The sequence below is a fragment of the Brevundimonas sp. LF-1 genome (genome assembly GCF_037055305.1).
Classification (GTDB): domain Bacteria; phylum Pseudomonadota; class Alphaproteobacteria; order Caulobacterales; family Caulobacteraceae; genus Brevundimonas; species Brevundimonas sanguinis.
Genome location: NZ_CP146349.1, coordinates 388,428 through 402,971 on the forward strand (window position 1 = coordinate 388,428; position 14,544 = coordinate 402,971).

Sequence of the window (14,544 nt, forward strand, 5' to 3'; positions counted from 1 at the left end):
TGGCCGGGGCCGTGCGCGGGTTCCGCCTTGGCCGAGGATCACGCAGGGTTTACGGGTGAGCCATGCGCATTCCCTTCGCCTTAGCCGCCCTGACGCTCCTGCTGGGCGCCTGCACCGTCTCGACCGGCGCCGAGCCTGAACCGACCCAGGTCGCGGGCGCCGTCTGCGACGTGCCGGACGACCTGCGCCCGGCCCGCCCCTATCGCATCCCGCAGGACGAGGTCGCCGCCGACGTGGCGGTCGCCTTCAACATGCTGGCGGTCAGCTGGTCGCCGCAGGCCTGCCGCAGCGGCAAGGACTATCCCGACGCCCGCTATCAATGCGCGGCCAATCAGTTCGGCCTGACCCTGCACGGCCTGTGGCCCAATGGGGCGGACAACAAGCACCCGCGCTATTGCGCCGCGCCCGGCCCGGCCATTGCGGTCGAGACGGTGCGGCGGCACTTCTGCATGATCCCCTCGCCCAGCCTGCAACAGCATGAGTGGGCGGCGCACGGCACCTGCGGCTGGGACAGTCCCGAGGCCTATTTCGCGCAGGCCGCGAAGATGTGGGACGGGCTGAACAAGCCGGATCTGGAGGCCATTCCGACCCAGCGCCTGACCGCCGGGGCCATCCGCGACGCCTTTGTCGCGGCCAATCCGGGCTTCCCGCGCGACGGGGTGTTCATCGCCACCACCGACGGCTGGTTCCGCGAGGCGCGGCTCTGCTATTCCAAGGACTATCGGCCGATGCGCTGCCCGCGCGGGCTGGGCGCGCCGGACCGCGAGCGGCTGAAGCTGGCGCCCAAGGGCGTTCAGCAGGACGCGCAACGGGGCGTGCAAACGACCGGTTAACCAGAACAGGGTCAGGCTGCGGATCGCTGTTTCGTCCGAGGCCGTCATGTCGACCATGCTGACCCAGTCCCGCCGCCGTTCCAGCGACCACTTCATGCCCGAGGACATGGAGCCGCAGGAGCAACGCCGCCTGCGCGGCCTGCTGGATCAGATCGACTACGCCGCCTATGTCGCCAACCGCGAACTGATCGGCCACGCGCTGAGCCAGGTCGACGTGGCCGCCTTTCAGAAACTGGCCGTGCTGACGGCCCAGGCGCGGGCGCGGTGGGGGCCGAGGCCGTGCGCCTGGCGGAATCCGGCGCGCCGGCGACGCCCGATCAGGTCGCCCGCCTGACCGCCGCCCGCACCGCCTATGACGAACTGAGCGAGGCCTATGACGGCCTGCGCCGGATGGTGGAACGCGGGTATCTGCCCTTGCGCCAAGCGTGACCGTTCCCCTTATCGAGGGGCATGAAACGCCTGATCCCCCTCGCAGCGGCGGCGCTGCTTCTGTCCGGTTGCGGTCCTCAGGGTCGCGCTGAGGATCCGCCAGCGGTCCGGGCCGACAATCCGGCGCTGACCGCCCTGTTCGACGCCGATCAGAAGGCGCGTCAGGACCATCATCTCGACCTGCTTGAGGGCATGGCCGACGCCGAACGTCTGGCCGAGACCAAGGCCATGCTGGAACGCGGCGAGATCCGGTCGGCCGCTGACTACTATCGCGCGGCCTTCATCTTCCACCACAGCCGCGAGGCGGACGACATCCTGAAGGCCCATGTGCTGGCGACCGCCGCCCTGGCGCAAGGTCATCAGGACGCCGCCTGGATCGCGGCGGCCAGCCTGGACCGCTATCTGCAGGGCATCGGACGGCCGCAGATCTATGGCACCCAGTACATTCAGATGGGCGCTGAGACGACGCGCGGCGCCTTTGATCCCGACTTCATGCCCGACAGCGTGCGGCGCGACACCCGCGTGCCGCCGCTGGCCGAACAGACGCCGCCGCTGGCGCGCTGATCAGTCCAGCTTTTGGGGCCGGGTGACGATCGGGGCGTTGGGGTCGGTCTGGGCCGGGCGGGCCTGGGTCGGCGGCGGGCCCTCGGACCGGACCGGAGCGTCCGGCTGCGCCGCAGACGGCGCAGGCGCGGCGGATGGCGCCGGCGCGGCAGATGGCGCCGGCGCGGCAGGCGGCGTCACCACGATCGGCGCAGGCGTAGCGGCGGGCGGCTGAGCCGTGGGCGCAGGGATGGCCGGCGACGGGGCAGAGGGCGCGGGCGCCCTTGTCGTCGGGCGAGCCGGGACCAGCGCCGGGCGCGCGGACGCGGGGCTGACGTTGCGTGAAGGCGCGGGAGCGGCCGCAACGGCGGCTGGCGCCTCGGCGACGGTCGGCGCGGGCGCAGGCGTTTCAACCGGCGCGGCGGGGGTTTCGACCACCGGGGCTGGCGCGGCGGCGGGCGCCTCGACGGCGGCGTCCTGCGCGCCGGAGCGGGCCAGCAGCCAGACCGCCACGGGAACCAGAACGGCCGCCGCCGCGACGCCGACATAGAGCGGCCAGCGCGAGCGGGCTTGGTTGAAGACGAGGCCAGCGGCGCAGCGACCGGCTCGACCGGTTGGGGCGCGCGCGTTGCGGGCTGCGGCGCGGAAGACGGCGCAGCAGCAGACATCGGGGCGGCGGGCGTCGGTTGAGCGAACGCCTCAGCCGCCGGACGCGGCGCGGGAGCGGGCGGCGGGGTCGGGCGGGCGGCGACGCTCGGCTGGGACACGGCGGGTTGGGGCGCGGCCGGTCGAGGCGCGCTCGGTTGAGGAGCGGCAGGCTGGGGAGCGCCGGCCGGGGCGGGCTGGCGACGCGGCACCATCGACCCGCTGAAGACGCCCGAGGGACGGGGCGCGGACACTGGGGGCGTCGGCTTTGCGGGCTGAGGCTGGGCAGGCTGGGGCTGGGCGGGCTTTGGCTGCGCCGGTTTGGGATGCGGCGGCATGGCGGTCAGGCGGGCCAGGCCTTCGTCGCGCGGCAGGGGGCCGACGTGGAAGGGGGCCTGGGGCGGGCGGCCCCAGGTGATCTGGCCCCGCCGGAACGGGGCTGAAGCGCGCGGCGCGGCGTCCGGCGCCGGGTTGTCGGTCGATGGGGTCTTGTCGTCGGCGTCGGACATTCGGTCTCCGGCGCTCAGGCGAGCGCGCATCAGGTCGAAAAGGCGTTTGAGGGCCAGGACGGTGAGCGCCGAGTTCGGCGCTTTCGTGGCCTTCAGTTCTTCAGACGATAGCCGGTCTTGAAGATCCAGCCCACCGCCGCCAGACAGGCGAAGAAGAAGCCCAGCGTGGCCAGAAGGCTGGCCTGAACGCTGACGTCGCCCACGCCGTAGAAGGCCCAGCGGAAGCCCGAGATCAGATAGACCACCGGATTGAACAGGGCGACCGTCCGCCAGCCCTCGGGCAGCATCTCGATCGAATAGAAGGCGCCGCCCAGGAAGGTCAGGGGCGTGACGATCAGCATGGGCACGAGCTGCAGCTGCTCGAATTCTGCGCCCAGACGCCGATGATGAAGCCGAACAGGGCGAAGGTGGTCGAGATCAGGATCAGGAAAGCCAGCATCCAGAAGGGGTGCAGGATGTGCAGCGGCACGAACAGCGCCGCCGTGGCCAGGATGATCAGCCCCAGGACCGCCGACTTGGTCGCCGCCGCCCCGACATAGGCGAGCACGATCTCGAGCGACGACACCGGGGCGGACAGGATTTCGTAGATGGTGCCGGTGAACTTCGGAAAATAGATGCCGAAGCTGGCGTTGAAGATCGACTGGGTGAACAGGCTGAGCATGATCAGCCCCGGCACGATGAAGGCGCCGTAGGGGACGCCGTCCACCTCGGTCATGCGGCTGCCGATGGCGCCGCCGAAGACGACGAAATAGAGCGAGGTCGTGATGACCGGCGTCACCAGCGACTGCCACAGGGTGCGCAGCGACCGGGCCATCTCGAAGCGGTAGATGGCCCAGACTCCGTGGCCGTTGAAACGCATCACGCCCCCTCCTCCTCGCGATCGCGGTGGACCAGGCTGACGAAGATGTCCTCCAGCGACCTCTGGCGGGTGTTCAGGTCCTTGAAGCCGACGCCGAGGTCCGAGAGGCGGCGCAGCAGGGAGGGCACGCCGGTCTTCTCGGCGTGGGAATCGAAGACGTATTCCAGTTCGCAGCCGCCGTTCTTCAGCTCCAGCGGCCACTCGGCCAGCTCGGCCGGCAGGGCGGCCAGCGGCTCCTGCAGGTTCAGGGTCAGGGTCTTGCGGCCCAGCTTTCGCATCAGGTCGGCGGTCGTCTCGACCAGGATCAGCTCACCATCGAGGATCACGCCGACGCGGTCGGCCATCTCCTCGGCTTCCTCGATGTAATGAGTGGTCAGGATGATCGTCACGCCGCGATCGCGCAGCCGACGCACCAGGGCCCACATGTCGCGGCGCAGCTCGACGTCGACGCCCGCCGTGGGCTCGTCCAGAAACAGGATGTCGGGCTCGTGGCTCAGGGCCTTGGCGATCATGACGCGGCGCTTCATCCCGCCGGACAGGGTCATGATCTTGGCGTCCTTCTTGTCCCACAGGGAGAGGTCGCGAAGGATGCGCTCGATGTGGGCCGGGTTCGGCGGCTTGCCGAACAGGCCGCGGCTGAAGGTGACGGTGGCCCAGACGGTCTCGAAGGCGTCGGTCGTCAGCTCCTGCGGCACCAGGCCGATCTTGGCCCGGGCGGCGCGGTAGTCGGACTGGATGTCATGGCCGTCGGCCAGGATGGTCCCGCTGGTCGGGGTGACGATGCCGCAGACGATGGAGATCATCGTCGTCTTGCCCGCCCCGTTCGGCCCCAGCAGGGCGAAGATCTCGCCCTTGCGGATTTCGAGGTCCAGCTGCTTCAGCGCCTGGCGCCCGGTCTTATAGGTCTTGGTCAGGCCCTGGATGGCGATGACTGGCGGCATGGAACCTCCCTGGGCGTGGTTTCGCAGATAGGCGTGACCCGCGAGGCGCTCAAGGCCCTCCCGACTGTCGCGCCGAGCGTAAGTCATCCGCCATGGAACCGCGCGCGTAAACCTGTGTTCGTTCCACGGAGACAGCCATGCCCCTCGCCGCCCCGATTTCCCGCCGTCTCGCCGCCGCGACGCCCCTTATCGCCCTGGCCGCAAGCCTGGCCGCGTGCATCACGGCCCCGCTGATGAGCGCGGTGCGCGCGCCTCAGCCGCTCAAGACCATCGACGCGGAGCGCCTTTGGTCGGGACGTTGGCATGAGGTGGCGCGTCTGCCGATGAAGATCACCGACGGCTGCGTCGCCGGCGCCAGCGCCTATGTCTTTTCGCCGCCCGCCCGGGTCGCGGTGCGCGACACCTGCCAGGTGGACACGCCCGAAGGCCCGGAGAAGGCCATCGAAGGGCGCGGCCAAATCCTGGACCCGGGCGTGAACGCCAAGTTGCGGGTCAGATACTTCTGGGGCTTCGTCACCTGGGATTACTGGGTGCTGGATCGCGCCGAAGACTACAGCTGGTTCATCTCGGCCGATCCGACGTTCGATCGGCTCTTCATCTATACGCGGGACGTCCCGACCGCCGACCAGCTCGCCCGCCTGACGCGGCGGGCCGGCGAACTGGGCTATGACGTCAGTCGACTTGAGTACCCCGCCCTACCTGCACGCTGAGGATCGTTCCATGGGTCGCCGCCGCCTCTTGATACTGCCCCTGATGATGGTGCTTGCGGCCTGCGGCACCGAAAGCGTGCTGCCGGAAACCGACGGGTTCGGCGCGGCGCCCAACCTGCCCGCGCCCAAGCCCCAAGGCGTGCCGATGGTGAAGATCGCCCCGGCCGTCGGCTGGCCGCAAGGCCGCGCGCCCGTTGCGGCGGCGGGGCTGGCGGCCAACGCCTTAGCCACGGGGCTGGATCATCCGCGCTGGCTCTATGTCCTGCCCAACGGCGACGTGCTGGTCGCCGAGTCCCAGGGACCGGCCAAGCCGAAGGAGAAGAAGGGCGGCCTGCGCGGCTGGATCGAGGGACTGGTGATGGCGCGCGCCGGGTCGGGCGACCGGCCCAGCGCCGACCGCATCAGCCTGCTGCGCGACGCCGATGGCGACGGGACCGCCGAGACGAAGACCGTCTTCCTCGGCGGCCTGACCTCGCCCTTCGGTATGGCTCTGGTCGGAGAGACGCTCTACGTCGCCAACGCCGACGCCCTGGTCAAAGTCCCCTATCGGACGGGACAGACCCGCATCGACGCCACGCCGGTCAAGGTCGCGGACCTGCCGGCCGGGCGCAATCACCACTGGACCAAGAGCCTGGTCGCCTCGGCCGACGGGACGAAACTGTATGTCGGGGTCGGCTCCAACTCCAACATCGGCGAAAACGGGCTGGATGAGGAGGTCGACCGCGCCGCCATTTTGGAGATCGACGCGGCGACGGGGGCGCGGCGCGTCTTCGCCTCGGGCCTGAGAAACCCGGTCGGTCTGGCCTGGAACCCGCAGGACGGGCGGTTGTGGACCTCGGTCAATGAGCGCGACGCCCTGGGGAACGATCTGGTTCCCGATTACATGACCTCGGTCACGGCGGGGGCTTCTACGGCTGGCCGTGGAGCTATTACGGGCAAAACGTCGACGAGCGGGTGCAGCCCGCCCGGCCCGAGATGGTCGCCAGGGCGATCCGGCCCGACTACGCCCTGGGGTCGCACACGGCCTCGCTGGGCCTGACCTTCTATACGGGCGACCTGCTGCCGCAGTGGCGCAACGGGGCGATCATCGGCCAGCACGGCTCGTGGAACCGCAATCCGCCGTCCGGGTACAAGGTCATCTTCGTGCCCTTCCGCGATGGGCGCCCGGACGGGCCGCCCCAGGACGTGCTGACCGGCTTCCGCAATGAAAAGGGCGAGGCGATGGGACGGCCGGTCGGGGTCGCCGTGGACCGGCGCGGCGCCCTGCTGGTCGCCGATGACGTGGGCGATGCGGTCTGGCGCGTCGCGCCCGCCGCGCGCTGAGAGGCTAGACTTGACGCTACGTCATTGAAAACGGCGCGGAAGCTTGCCTTTTCGTTCGGCGGCTCCGCCTGCGTCCCCGCCCCCGGTTGACCCGCCGCCCCGCGCCGTTCATCACCTTTGGCAAAGGCAAATCGGGAAGAGGCGGCGCACCTATGGGACTGGCGGCAAACATCCGGCGTGACATCAAGTTCGCGAGCGGGCTGTTCCGGCTTCTGAAGCGCATCAAGCCCATCACCCTGGACGGCGACGTCCTGGCCTGTGACGACATCGAGGAGGCGGTCGACAAGTTCGGCCCCAACGTCGCCGTCGAGGACGAGACCCGCAAGCTGACCTATCGCGAGTTCGAGGCGCTGGCGAACCGCTACGCCAACTGGGCCAAGAGCCGCAATCTGAAGCGCAGCGACGTCATCGCCCTGGTGATGCACAACCGCGTGGAATACGTCGCGGCCTGGTTCGGTTTCTCCAAGGTCGGGGTGGCCACCGCCCTGATCAACAACAATCTGACCGGCGCGGCCCTGGCCCACTGCCTGACTATTTCGACCGCCTTCAACGTGGTGACGGACGAGGACTGCTGGCAGGCGGTCGAGGACGCGCGCGGCCTGGTCGATCGCAATCTGATGATCTGGGTCCACGGCCTGGGCGAGGAAAACGAGACCAACGGCCGCCGCGACCTGGACAACGCCGTGCGCAGCGCCTCCTCGGTGCGGCCCGACCGCGCGCTGCGCCAGGGCATGACCAACCGCGACACCGCCCTCTATATCTACACCTCGGGCACCACCGGCCTGCCCAAGGCGGCGCGAATGCCGCATTCGCGGGTGCGGACCTATATGCGCGCCTTCGCCGGGGCCACGGCCTCGACGCCCAAGGACGTGCTGTTCAACGTCCTGCCGCTGTATCACTCGACCGGCGGGCTGGTGGGGGTCGGTTCGGTGCTGTTGAACGGCGGGCGGATGGTGACGCGGCGGCGCTTCTCGGCCACCCATTTCTGGCCCGACGTGAAGGCGACGGGCGCGACGATGTTCGTCTATATCGGCGAGCTGTGCCGCTATCTGGTCAACAGCCCGGCGCATCCGGACGAGAAGGCTCACAAGCTGCGGCTGGCCTTCGGCAACGGCCTGCGCCCCGATGTCTGGCCCGAGTTCCAGAGCCGGTTCCGCATCAAGGACATTCTGGAGTTCTACGGCTCGACGGAGGGCAACGTCTCCCTGTTCAACTTCGACGGCAAGGCGGGCGCCATCGGCCGGGTGCCCAGCTATCTGAAGTCGCAGATCAACATCCGCCTGATCGCCCTGGACCCGGAGACGGGCGAGCCCCTGCGCGGCCCCAACGGCCAGTGCGTGCCCGTCGCCGTCGGCGAGACCGGCGAGGCCATCGGCCAGATCGGCAGCGACATCCGCCACGACTTCTCGGGCTATGCCGACAAGAAGGCGTCGCAGAAGAAGATCCTGACCGACGTGTTCAAGAAAGGCGATCGCTGGTTCCGCACCGGCGACCTGATGCGCCAGGACCGGCAGGGCTATTTCTATTTCATGGACCGGCTGGGCGACACCTTCCGCTGGAAGGGCGAGAACGTCTCGACAGCCGAGGTCGAGCAGCGCCTGTCCGAGGCGCCCGGCGTGCAGGAAGTCATCGCCTATGGCGTCGCCGTGCCGGGCCAGGAGGGCAAGGCGGGCATGGTCGGCCTGGTGATGGACGGCGTGTTCGACCCCGCCGCCTTCGCCGCCTGGACCGATGAGCAACTGCCGTCCTATGCGCGGCCGGTGTTCGTGCGGATGCTGAAGTCGGCCGACACCACCGGCACCTTCAAATACCGCAAGGTCGACCTGGTCGCCGACGGCTTCGACCCGGCCAAGGTCGACGGCCCCGTCTGGGTGCGCGGCGGCGAGGCGGGATATCAGGTGCTGACCGCCCAGGCGCGCGAGGCGATCCTGAGCGGCGAGACGCGGCTTTAATTGTCTCCCTCCCCTTTATGGGGAGGGTGGCTGAGGCGAAGCCGAAGACGGGTGGGGGCGGCTGGTCTGGACGAGCGCCGAAGGCCGGAAAGACAACCAAGTCTGTGGAACCTTGCGCCCAGGATCACCAAGTCCTCCCCACCCGGTCGCTGCGCGACCACCCTCCCCATGAAGGGGAGGGAGAGGGTCCTCTTCTTTTTGTGCCGAACCGGGATTCGCGAAACGCGCCCTTAAGCATTAACGGCGATAAGGCGTCTGACCCTTCGGCTGCAGGACGCCCGCTCGCCCCATGTTCCAGATCATCGGCATCGTCATGCTGTTCGCCATGGTGTTCGGCAGCTTCCTGCTGCACGGCGGCAAGATGGCGACCATCCTCTATTCGCTGCCCTATGAGCTGATGGCGATCTTCGGGGCGGGGATCGCGGCCTTCCTGATTTCCAACAGCCTGCCGGTGATCAAGGCCACCCTGGGCGGGCTGGGCAAATGCTTCGCCGGGCCGAAGTGGAAGAAGCAGGACTACAAGGACCTGCTGAGCCTGCTGTTCCAGCTGACCAAGACGATGAAGTCCAAGGGCGTGATCGCCCTGGAAAGCCACATCGAAAAGCCGGCCGAGAGCACCATCTTCCAGAAGTATCCCAAGGTGTTGAAGGACCACTTCGCCACCGACTTCATCTGCGACACCCTGCGGATGATGACCATGAACCTCGAAGATCCGCACCAGATCGAGGACGCCATGGAAAAGCAGCTGGAGAAGCACCACCACGAGGCCCTGGCCCCGGCCCACGCGCTGCAGACCCTGGCCGACGGCCTGCCGGCGCTGGGCATCGTCGCGGCGGTGCTGGGCATCATCAAGACGATGGGCTCGATCACCGAACCGCCCGAGGTGCTGGGCGGCATGATCGGCGGCGCCCTGGTCGGCACCTTCCTGGGCGTCTTCCTGGCCTATGGGCTGGTCGGGCCGTTCGCCTCGCGCCTGAACGCCATCGTCGAAGAGGAAGGCGCCTACTACAAGATCATCCAGTCGGTGCTGGTGGCCCACCTGCACGGCAATGCGGCCCAGATCTCGGTCGAGATCGGGCGCGGCGACATCCCTTCGACCGCCCAGCCGTCCTTCACTGAAATGGAAGAAGCCCTGGCCGCCGCGCCGATGGACGCCTGACGGGCGCTTCATCCGACTTTCGGAACACGGAGCGTTCACGACGGTTCTCTGAAGATCACGGCCGCGTGCGCGGCCGTTTCTGAAAGGAGCCGTCCGATGCGACCGTCCTCAAGATTCCTTCTGCCGAGCCTGACCGCCGTGGGCGCCGTTCTGCTGTTGTCCGCGTGCAGCGAACGCGCGCCACAGCGGGCGGACGGCGTGACCGCCCCGGCCGCCCAACCCTCGAGCACGCCGGATTCGAGGGCTGCGCCCGGCGCCATGACGCCCGCCAACCCGCCGCCGGGCGACGCCGTTCCGGCGCGGACCCCTCCGACCCTGCCGCCGGACCCGGATTCGCCGCCGACGCCGCTGCCGGCCGATCCGACCGACCCGGCGACGCCGCCGATTCCGCCCCACTAGAGGCGCGGCGAGGCGCGTCGGCGCATCGACAAACGAGATGCGCTCGCGGCGTCTTCACGAACGCGTGAGAAATCGCTTGCGCTTGTGCTCACGAAGCCGTTATCACTCCCTCAGCGAGGTTCATGGTCTCGCATTTACCTTCTGAAGGAAGAAAACTATGCGCATCACCGCTCTGATCGCCGCTTCGGCCGCCGCTCTGGCCCTGGCTGCTTGCCAACCCGCCGCCACCGACAAGGCTGAAGACGCCGCTGCCGACGCCACCGCCGCCGCCGACACCGCTGCCGACGCCGCTGCTACGGCCGACGCCGCCGCCACCGACGCCGCCGCCGCTGCTGGCGAGGCCGCTGGCGAAGCCGCCAAGGCTGACGCCGCTGCTCCGGCCGCCGACGCCGCCGCCGCTCCGGCTGCTGCTCCGGCCGCCCCGGCTGCCTAAGACTTCACAGTCTTAAATCGCGGTCTCCGGACCGTGATGGAGAAAGGGATCGTCTTCGGACGGTCCCTTTTTCTTGCCCATAGTTCCGGCCAGCTTTCGTCCGCTCGCCCAGGTCGATAGACCGGCCGTCATGACCCATCCCGCCGACATCGCGCCTGACGACGCCTCTCCGCTTCTGGTGTGGGCCGAGGACGGCTCGCCCCGCTCGGGCCGATTCGGCGACGTCTACTTCTCCAAGGACGACGGCCTGGCCGAGACGCGGGCGGTCTTCCTGCAGGGCTGCGGCCTGCCGGAGGCGTGGAGCGGGCGATCCGCCTTCACCGTGGGCGAGCTAGGTTTCGGCACCGGGCTGAACATCGTCGCCCTGCTGGACCTGTGGCGACGGACGCGGCCCGAGAACGGGCGGCTAAAGGTCTTCTCCATCGAAGGCTTCCCCTGACGCGCGAAGAGGCGGCGCGGGCGCTGGCCGCCTGGCCCGAGCTGGCCGAGACGGCCGCCGGGCTGCTGGCGGTCTGGCCGGCCGGGACGCCCGGGTTTCATCGGCTGGACCTGCCGCAGTGGGGGCGACGATCGACCTGGCCGTCGGCGATGCGCGATGGGCGCTGGAGCAGTGGTCGGGCGCGGCCGACGCCTGGTTCCTGGATGGATTTTCGCCGGCGCTGAATCCCGGCATGTGGTCGCCCGAGATTATGGCGCTGGTCGCGGCGCGCTCGGCCCGGCGCGCGGCTGGCCACCTTCACCGTCGCGGGGGCCGTGCGGCGGGGTCTGGCCGAGCACGGCTTTACGGTCGAGAAGAAGCCCGGCCACGGGCGCAAGCGCGAACGGCTGGAAGCGCGGATGGCGGGCGAGCCCCGGCCGGAGCGGCCGGTCCACGTCGCCGTCGTCGGCGCCGGGATCGCCGGGGCGGCCGTCGCGCGGGCCCTGATCGCCGAGGGCGCGCGCGTCACTGTCATCGAGGCCGAACGGGCGGGCGCGGGGGCCTCGGGCTTTCCCGCGTCGCTGGTCACGCCCCGGCTGGATGCGGGGGACGCCCTGATCGCGGGCTTCCACGCCCAGGCGCTGGAGCGGGCGGGCAGCCTCTATCGCGCCCTGCCCGGCGCCGTGGTCGCCGAGGGCGTGCTGCAACTGGAGCAGGCGCCGCGCGACGCCGTCCGTTTCGACAAGATCGCCGCTCAGGAGCTGTGGGCCGAAGGGGCGATGCAGCGCCTGGACGCGGCCGCCTGTTCGCGACATCTGGGCGAGGCGACCGCGCGCGGCGGACTGATGATGGCGCTGGCGCTGGCGGTGCGCTCCGACGCCATACTGGAGCCCTGGCTGACCGGCGCAGAACGGATGACAGGGCGCGTGGCGCGGCTGGAGCCGCTGACGGACGGCTGGCGCATTCGGGGCGAGGATGGCGCCGTGCTGATCGAGGCGGACGCCGCGGTGCTGGCGGCGGGCTGGGGGACGGCGCGGCTGGAGCCCGACCTGCCGCTGTCGCCCGTGGCCGGACAGGCGGACTGGATCGAGGACGAAGCGGCGCCCGGCCCGAGCGTCCCGGCGGCCTGGGGCGGCTATGCGGCGCCGACCGGGCGGGGGATGCTCTACGGCGCCACCCACGACCGGGGCGTCGAAACGCCCGAGGCGTCCGACGAGGCCAGCGCCCGCAACCGGGCGACCCTCGGCGCCGCCCTGCCCCAATGCGCTGCGCGCGTCGAGGCCGCGCCTGCTCAGGCGCGGGGCGCCGCGCGGCCGTGCGCGCCACGACGCCTGACCGCCTGCCCCTGTGCGGCCGATGGCGGCCCGGCCTGTTCGTCCTGACCGGTCTGGGCTCGCGCGGCTTCTGCGTCGCCCCCTGCTGGGCGAGCATCTGGCGGCCCTGGCCATGGGGCGGCCCTCGCCCCTGAGCGCCGAGGCGGCGCGCCGGCTGTCGGCGACCCGTTGGCTGACCGAAGGCGATAACGCCGTTTAAGCGAAACCAGCGCGCGCGCCCGGCGTTGTCGTGCATAACGCCACTGGCCTGGTTCAGACCGGGCGCACCGCCCTGATCGACGTCAACCGAGGCAGCGTCATGACCCTTCGTCTCGCTATGGCTCCGGCTCTTCTGGCCGCGACCTTCACCATCGCCGCTTGCGCGCCGGTCAACGGCGGGCCCAATGGCGGCAGCAGCGGCCAGACCGCCGCGAACGCGACGGCGCGCCAGTGCATCTTCCAGCGCGACATTCGCAATTTCCGCGTCTCGAACGACGGGCGCAACGTCTATGTGCGCACGGGGTCGAAGTCGGTCTATCAGTTGGAGACCCTGGGCGTCTGTCCGGACCTGGAGAATGCGCTGGCCATCGGCTTCAAGCCGAACGGCGGGCTGACCCGCCTGTGCGTGGGCGACTGGACCCGCATCGTCTCGGCGCCTCGGGACTTTGACAACACGCCGTGCAGCGTTCGTATGGTCAAAGGCCTGACCGACGCCGAAGTCGCCGCCCTGCCGGCCCGGGAGCGGCCCTGACCCCTGTCGCCTATTTGAAGCGTCTCTCGACGGCCCCCCCGCAGATTACTTCTCTGTAATTGCGATCGAGTCGTTTGAGCGGGGATCGCCGAAGGGTTAAACAGCGTTGCTATGCCCGCGCCGTCGGACAGAAGGTTGGCGCGCGCCTGACTGAATGCTCAACCTCCCAGGATATCCGCACGTGGCGACCTCTCGACGCTTTTCGGCCCCACTGACCGGCGCCCTGGCCGCGGCGCTGTGCGCGAGCCTGACCCTGGCCGCCTGCGGCGGACACGGCGAGGCCCCCAAGGAAAAGGAGCCCGGCGCCTCGCGCCAGACCGTCAGCGCGGCGACGGCCACGACGGTCGCCCTGCCCCGCACGGTGGTCGCCTCGGGCACCGTCACCGCCTGGGAAGAGGTGCCGGTCGGCGCCGAGACCGGCGGGCTGACGGCGACGACCGTCTATGTCGATGAAGGCTCTTACGTCCGACAGGGCCAGCCGCTGGTGCAGATGAACGACGTGCTGCTGCGGGCCCAGGTGCGCCAGCAGCAGGCGGCGGTGCAGACGGCCGAGGCCAACGCCGCGCGCGACGACGCCGCCCTGGCCCGCGCGCAGGAACTGAAGGAGCGCGGCTTCCTCAGCCAGGCGGCGCTGGATACGGCCCTGGCCAACCAGCGCGCCTCGACGGCCAATCTGGCTGCGGCGCGCGCCTCGCTGTCCGAGACCCAGACACGCCTGTCGCAGGCCACCATCCGCGCGCCGGTCAGCGGGCTGATCATCAGCCGCAGCGTCACCAAGGGCCAGATCATCGACGCCGGGACCGAACTGTTCCGCATGGTGCGCGACGGCCGCCTGGAGCTGGACGCCCAGGTGCCCGAGACCGAACTGCCGCTGATCCAGGCCGGGCAGAGCGCGGCCATAACCTCCAGCCAGGCCGGATCGACGACCGGCACGGTCCGCATCGTCACGCCTGAGGTCAATCCTCAGACCCGCCTGGGGCTGGCGCGCATCAGCCTGTCGCCCGGCAGCGCGCTGAAGCCGGGCATGTTCGCCCGCGCCGCCATCGAGGCGGGCGCCCGTCCGGCCACGGTGGTGCCGACCGACGCGGTCCTGTACCGCAGCAACAAGTCCGGCGTCTTCGTGCTGAACGCCGACTCCTCGGTGCGCTTCGCCCCGGTGACGGTGCTGTCGCGCAACGACGACCAGACCTCGGTCGAGGGGTGGAGGCCGGGGTGCGGGTCGTGGTGGCCGGCGCCGGCTTCCTGAACGACGGCGACAAGGTGACGGTGGCGGCGCCCAAGGCCGGCGCCGCCGCCGCCGCTCCGGCTCCCGCCGCCCAAGCGCCCG

13 protein-coding genes and 4 pseudogenes are annotated in these 14,544 nt (G+C 70.1%); 14 read left to right on the plus strand and 3 right to left on the minus strand.

Going from position 1 to position 14,544, the window contains the following annotated elements; translation table 11 throughout:
- Positions 1 to 62: 62 nt before the first annotated feature.
- The 3 genes and pseudogenes from V8F63_RS02100 (at position 63) to V8F63_RS02110 (ending at position 1,826) form a co-directional block, all read left to right on the plus strand.
- Entirely contained in the window at positions 63 to 833 is a 771-nt protein-coding gene (locus tag V8F63_RS02100; RefSeq protein WP_303705599.1) for a ribonuclease, read from the plus strand.
- 46 nt (positions 834 to 879) lie between these two features.
- Positions 880 to 1,262, plus strand: a pseudogene (locus V8F63_RS02105) (hypothetical protein).
- 21 nt (positions 1,263 to 1,283) lie between these two features.
- Positions 1,284 to 1,826: a hypothetical protein gene (locus V8F63_RS02110; RefSeq protein ID WP_392354363.1), complete on the plus strand. Its 543-nt coding sequence runs from the start codon at positions 1,284 to 1,286 to the stop codon at positions 1,824 to 1,826.
- On the opposite strand, the gene V8F63_RS02115 is transcribed toward V8F63_RS02110, so the two are convergent.
- The 3 genes and pseudogenes from V8F63_RS02115 to V8F63_RS02125 form a co-directional block, all read right to left on the minus strand.
- Complete coding sequence (locus V8F63_RS02115) at positions 1,827 to 2,318, minus strand: hypothetical protein (RefSeq protein ID WP_392354364.1); 492 nt, start codon at positions 2,316 to 2,318, stop codon at positions 1,827 to 1,829.
- Positions 2,319 to 3,051: 733 nt separating this feature from the next.
- Positions 3,052 to 3,818: pseudogene (locus V8F63_RS02120) on the minus strand (ABC transporter permease).
- Positions 3,818 to 4,759, minus strand: coding sequence for an ABC transporter ATP-binding protein (locus tag V8F63_RS02125; protein ID WP_392354365.1), 942 nt, complete (start codon positions 4,757 to 4,759; stop codon positions 3,818 to 3,820). The pseudogene V8F63_RS02120 and the gene V8F63_RS02125 overlap by 1 nt, the downstream one beginning before the upstream one ends.
- A 137-nt stretch (positions 4,760 to 4,896) precedes the next feature.
- Between V8F63_RS02125 and V8F63_RS02130 the strand changes: the two genes are divergently transcribed.
- The 11 genes and pseudogenes from V8F63_RS02130 to V8F63_RS02180 all read left to right on the plus strand — a co-directional run bounded on the left by V8F63_RS02130 (position 4,897) and on the right by V8F63_RS02180 (position 14,463).
- Positions 4,897 to 5,469: a lipocalin family protein gene (locus V8F63_RS02130; RefSeq protein ID WP_392354366.1), complete on the plus strand. Its 573-nt coding sequence runs from the start codon at positions 4,897 to 4,899 to the stop codon at positions 5,467 to 5,469.
- A 10-nt stretch (positions 5,470 to 5,479) separates the two neighbouring features.
- Positions 5,480 to 6,792, plus strand: a pseudogene (locus V8F63_RS02135) (sorbosone dehydrogenase family protein).
- 152 nt (positions 6,793 to 6,944) lie between these two features.
- Positions 6,945 to 8,744 (plus strand): long-chain-acyl-CoA synthetase, encoded by a 1,800-nt coding sequence (locus tag V8F63_RS02140; protein WP_278069766.1) that lies wholly within the window; start codon positions 6,945 to 6,947, stop codon positions 8,742 to 8,744.
- 289 nt (positions 8,745 to 9,033) lie between these two features.
- On the plus strand, positions 9,034 to 9,903 hold the full coding sequence (gene motA, locus V8F63_RS02145) for a flagellar motor stator protein MotA (RefSeq protein ID WP_003170169.1): 870 nt from the start codon (positions 9,034 to 9,036) through the stop codon (positions 9,901 to 9,903).
- Between the two features lie 198 nt (positions 9,904 to 10,101).
- Positions 10,102 to 10,302 carry a hypothetical protein gene (locus V8F63_RS02150; protein WP_392354367.1) on the plus strand — a complete coding sequence of 67 codons (201 nt, stop codon included), beginning with the start codon at positions 10,102 to 10,104 and terminating at the stop codon, positions 10,300 to 10,302.
- Positions 10,303 to 10,459: 157 nt separating this feature from the next.
- A complete protein-coding gene (locus V8F63_RS02155) occupies positions 10,460 to 10,735 on the plus strand; it encodes a hypothetical protein (RefSeq protein WP_025977723.1) in 276 nt (91 codons plus the stop codon).
- Positions 10,736 to 10,865: 130 nt separating this feature from the next.
- Positions 10,866 to 11,174, plus strand: a complete 309-nt coding sequence (locus V8F63_RS02160) for a hypothetical protein (protein WP_392354368.1) — start codon at positions 10,866 to 10,868, stop codon at positions 11,172 to 11,174.
- A gap of 118 nt (positions 11,175 to 11,292) precedes the next feature.
- Positions 11,293 to 11,515, plus strand: a pseudogene (locus V8F63_RS02165) (MnmC family methyltransferase); the annotation flags it as partial.
- A gap of 57 nt (positions 11,516 to 11,572) precedes the next feature.
- A complete protein-coding gene (locus V8F63_RS02170) occupies positions 11,573 to 12,535 on the plus strand; it encodes an FAD-dependent oxidoreductase (protein WP_392355016.1) in 963 nt (320 codons plus the stop codon).
- A 181-nt stretch (positions 12,536 to 12,716) separates the two neighbouring features.
- Positions 12,717 to 13,217, plus strand: coding sequence for a DUF6491 family protein (locus tag V8F63_RS02175; protein ID WP_392354369.1), 501 nt, complete (start codon positions 12,717 to 12,719; stop codon positions 13,215 to 13,217).
- A 181-nt stretch (positions 13,218 to 13,398) separates the two neighbouring features.
- Positions 13,399 to 14,463 carry an efflux RND transporter periplasmic adaptor subunit gene (locus V8F63_RS02180; RefSeq protein ID WP_392354370.1) on the plus strand — a complete coding sequence of 355 codons (1,065 nt, stop codon included), beginning with the start codon at positions 13,399 to 13,401 and terminating at the stop codon, positions 14,461 to 14,463.
- The last annotated feature ends 81 nt before the right edge of the window (positions 14,464 to 14,544 follow it).

What these genes read in the sequence shown, in the direction of transcription:
- V8F63_RS02170 (WP_392355016.1), top strand. Translation starts at nt 11,573, where the DNA reads ATGGCGGGCGAGCCCCGGCCGGAGCGGCCGGTCCACGTCGCCGTCGTC.
- V8F63_RS02125 (WP_392354365.1), bottom strand. Translation starts at nt 4,759, where the DNA reads ATGCCGCCAGTCATCGCCATCCAGGGCCTGACCAAGACCTATAAGACC.
- V8F63_RS02110 (WP_392354363.1), top strand. Translation starts at nt 1,284, where the DNA reads ATGAAACGCCTGATCCCCCTCGCAGCGGCGGCGCTGCTTCTGTCCGGT.
- motA (WP_003170169.1), top strand. Translation starts at nt 9,034, where the DNA reads ATGTTCCAGATCATCGGCATCGTCATGCTGTTCGCCATGGTGTTCGGC.
- V8F63_RS02140 (WP_278069766.1), top strand. Translation starts at nt 6,945, where the DNA reads ATGGGACTGGCGGCAAACATCCGGCGTGACATCAAGTTCGCGAGCGGG.
- V8F63_RS02100 (WP_303705599.1), top strand. Translation starts at nt 63, where the DNA reads ATGCGCATTCCCTTCGCCTTAGCCGCCCTGACGCTCCTGCTGGGCGCC.
- V8F63_RS02160 (WP_392354368.1), top strand. Translation starts at nt 10,866, where the DNA reads ATGACCCATCCCGCCGACATCGCGCCTGACGACGCCTCTCCGCTTCTG.
- V8F63_RS02155 (WP_025977723.1), top strand. Translation starts at nt 10,460, where the DNA reads ATGCGCATCACCGCTCTGATCGCCGCTTCGGCCGCCGCTCTGGCCCTG.
- V8F63_RS02130 (WP_392354366.1), top strand. Translation starts at nt 4,897, where the DNA reads ATGCCCCTCGCCGCCCCGATTTCCCGCCGTCTCGCCGCCGCGACGCCC.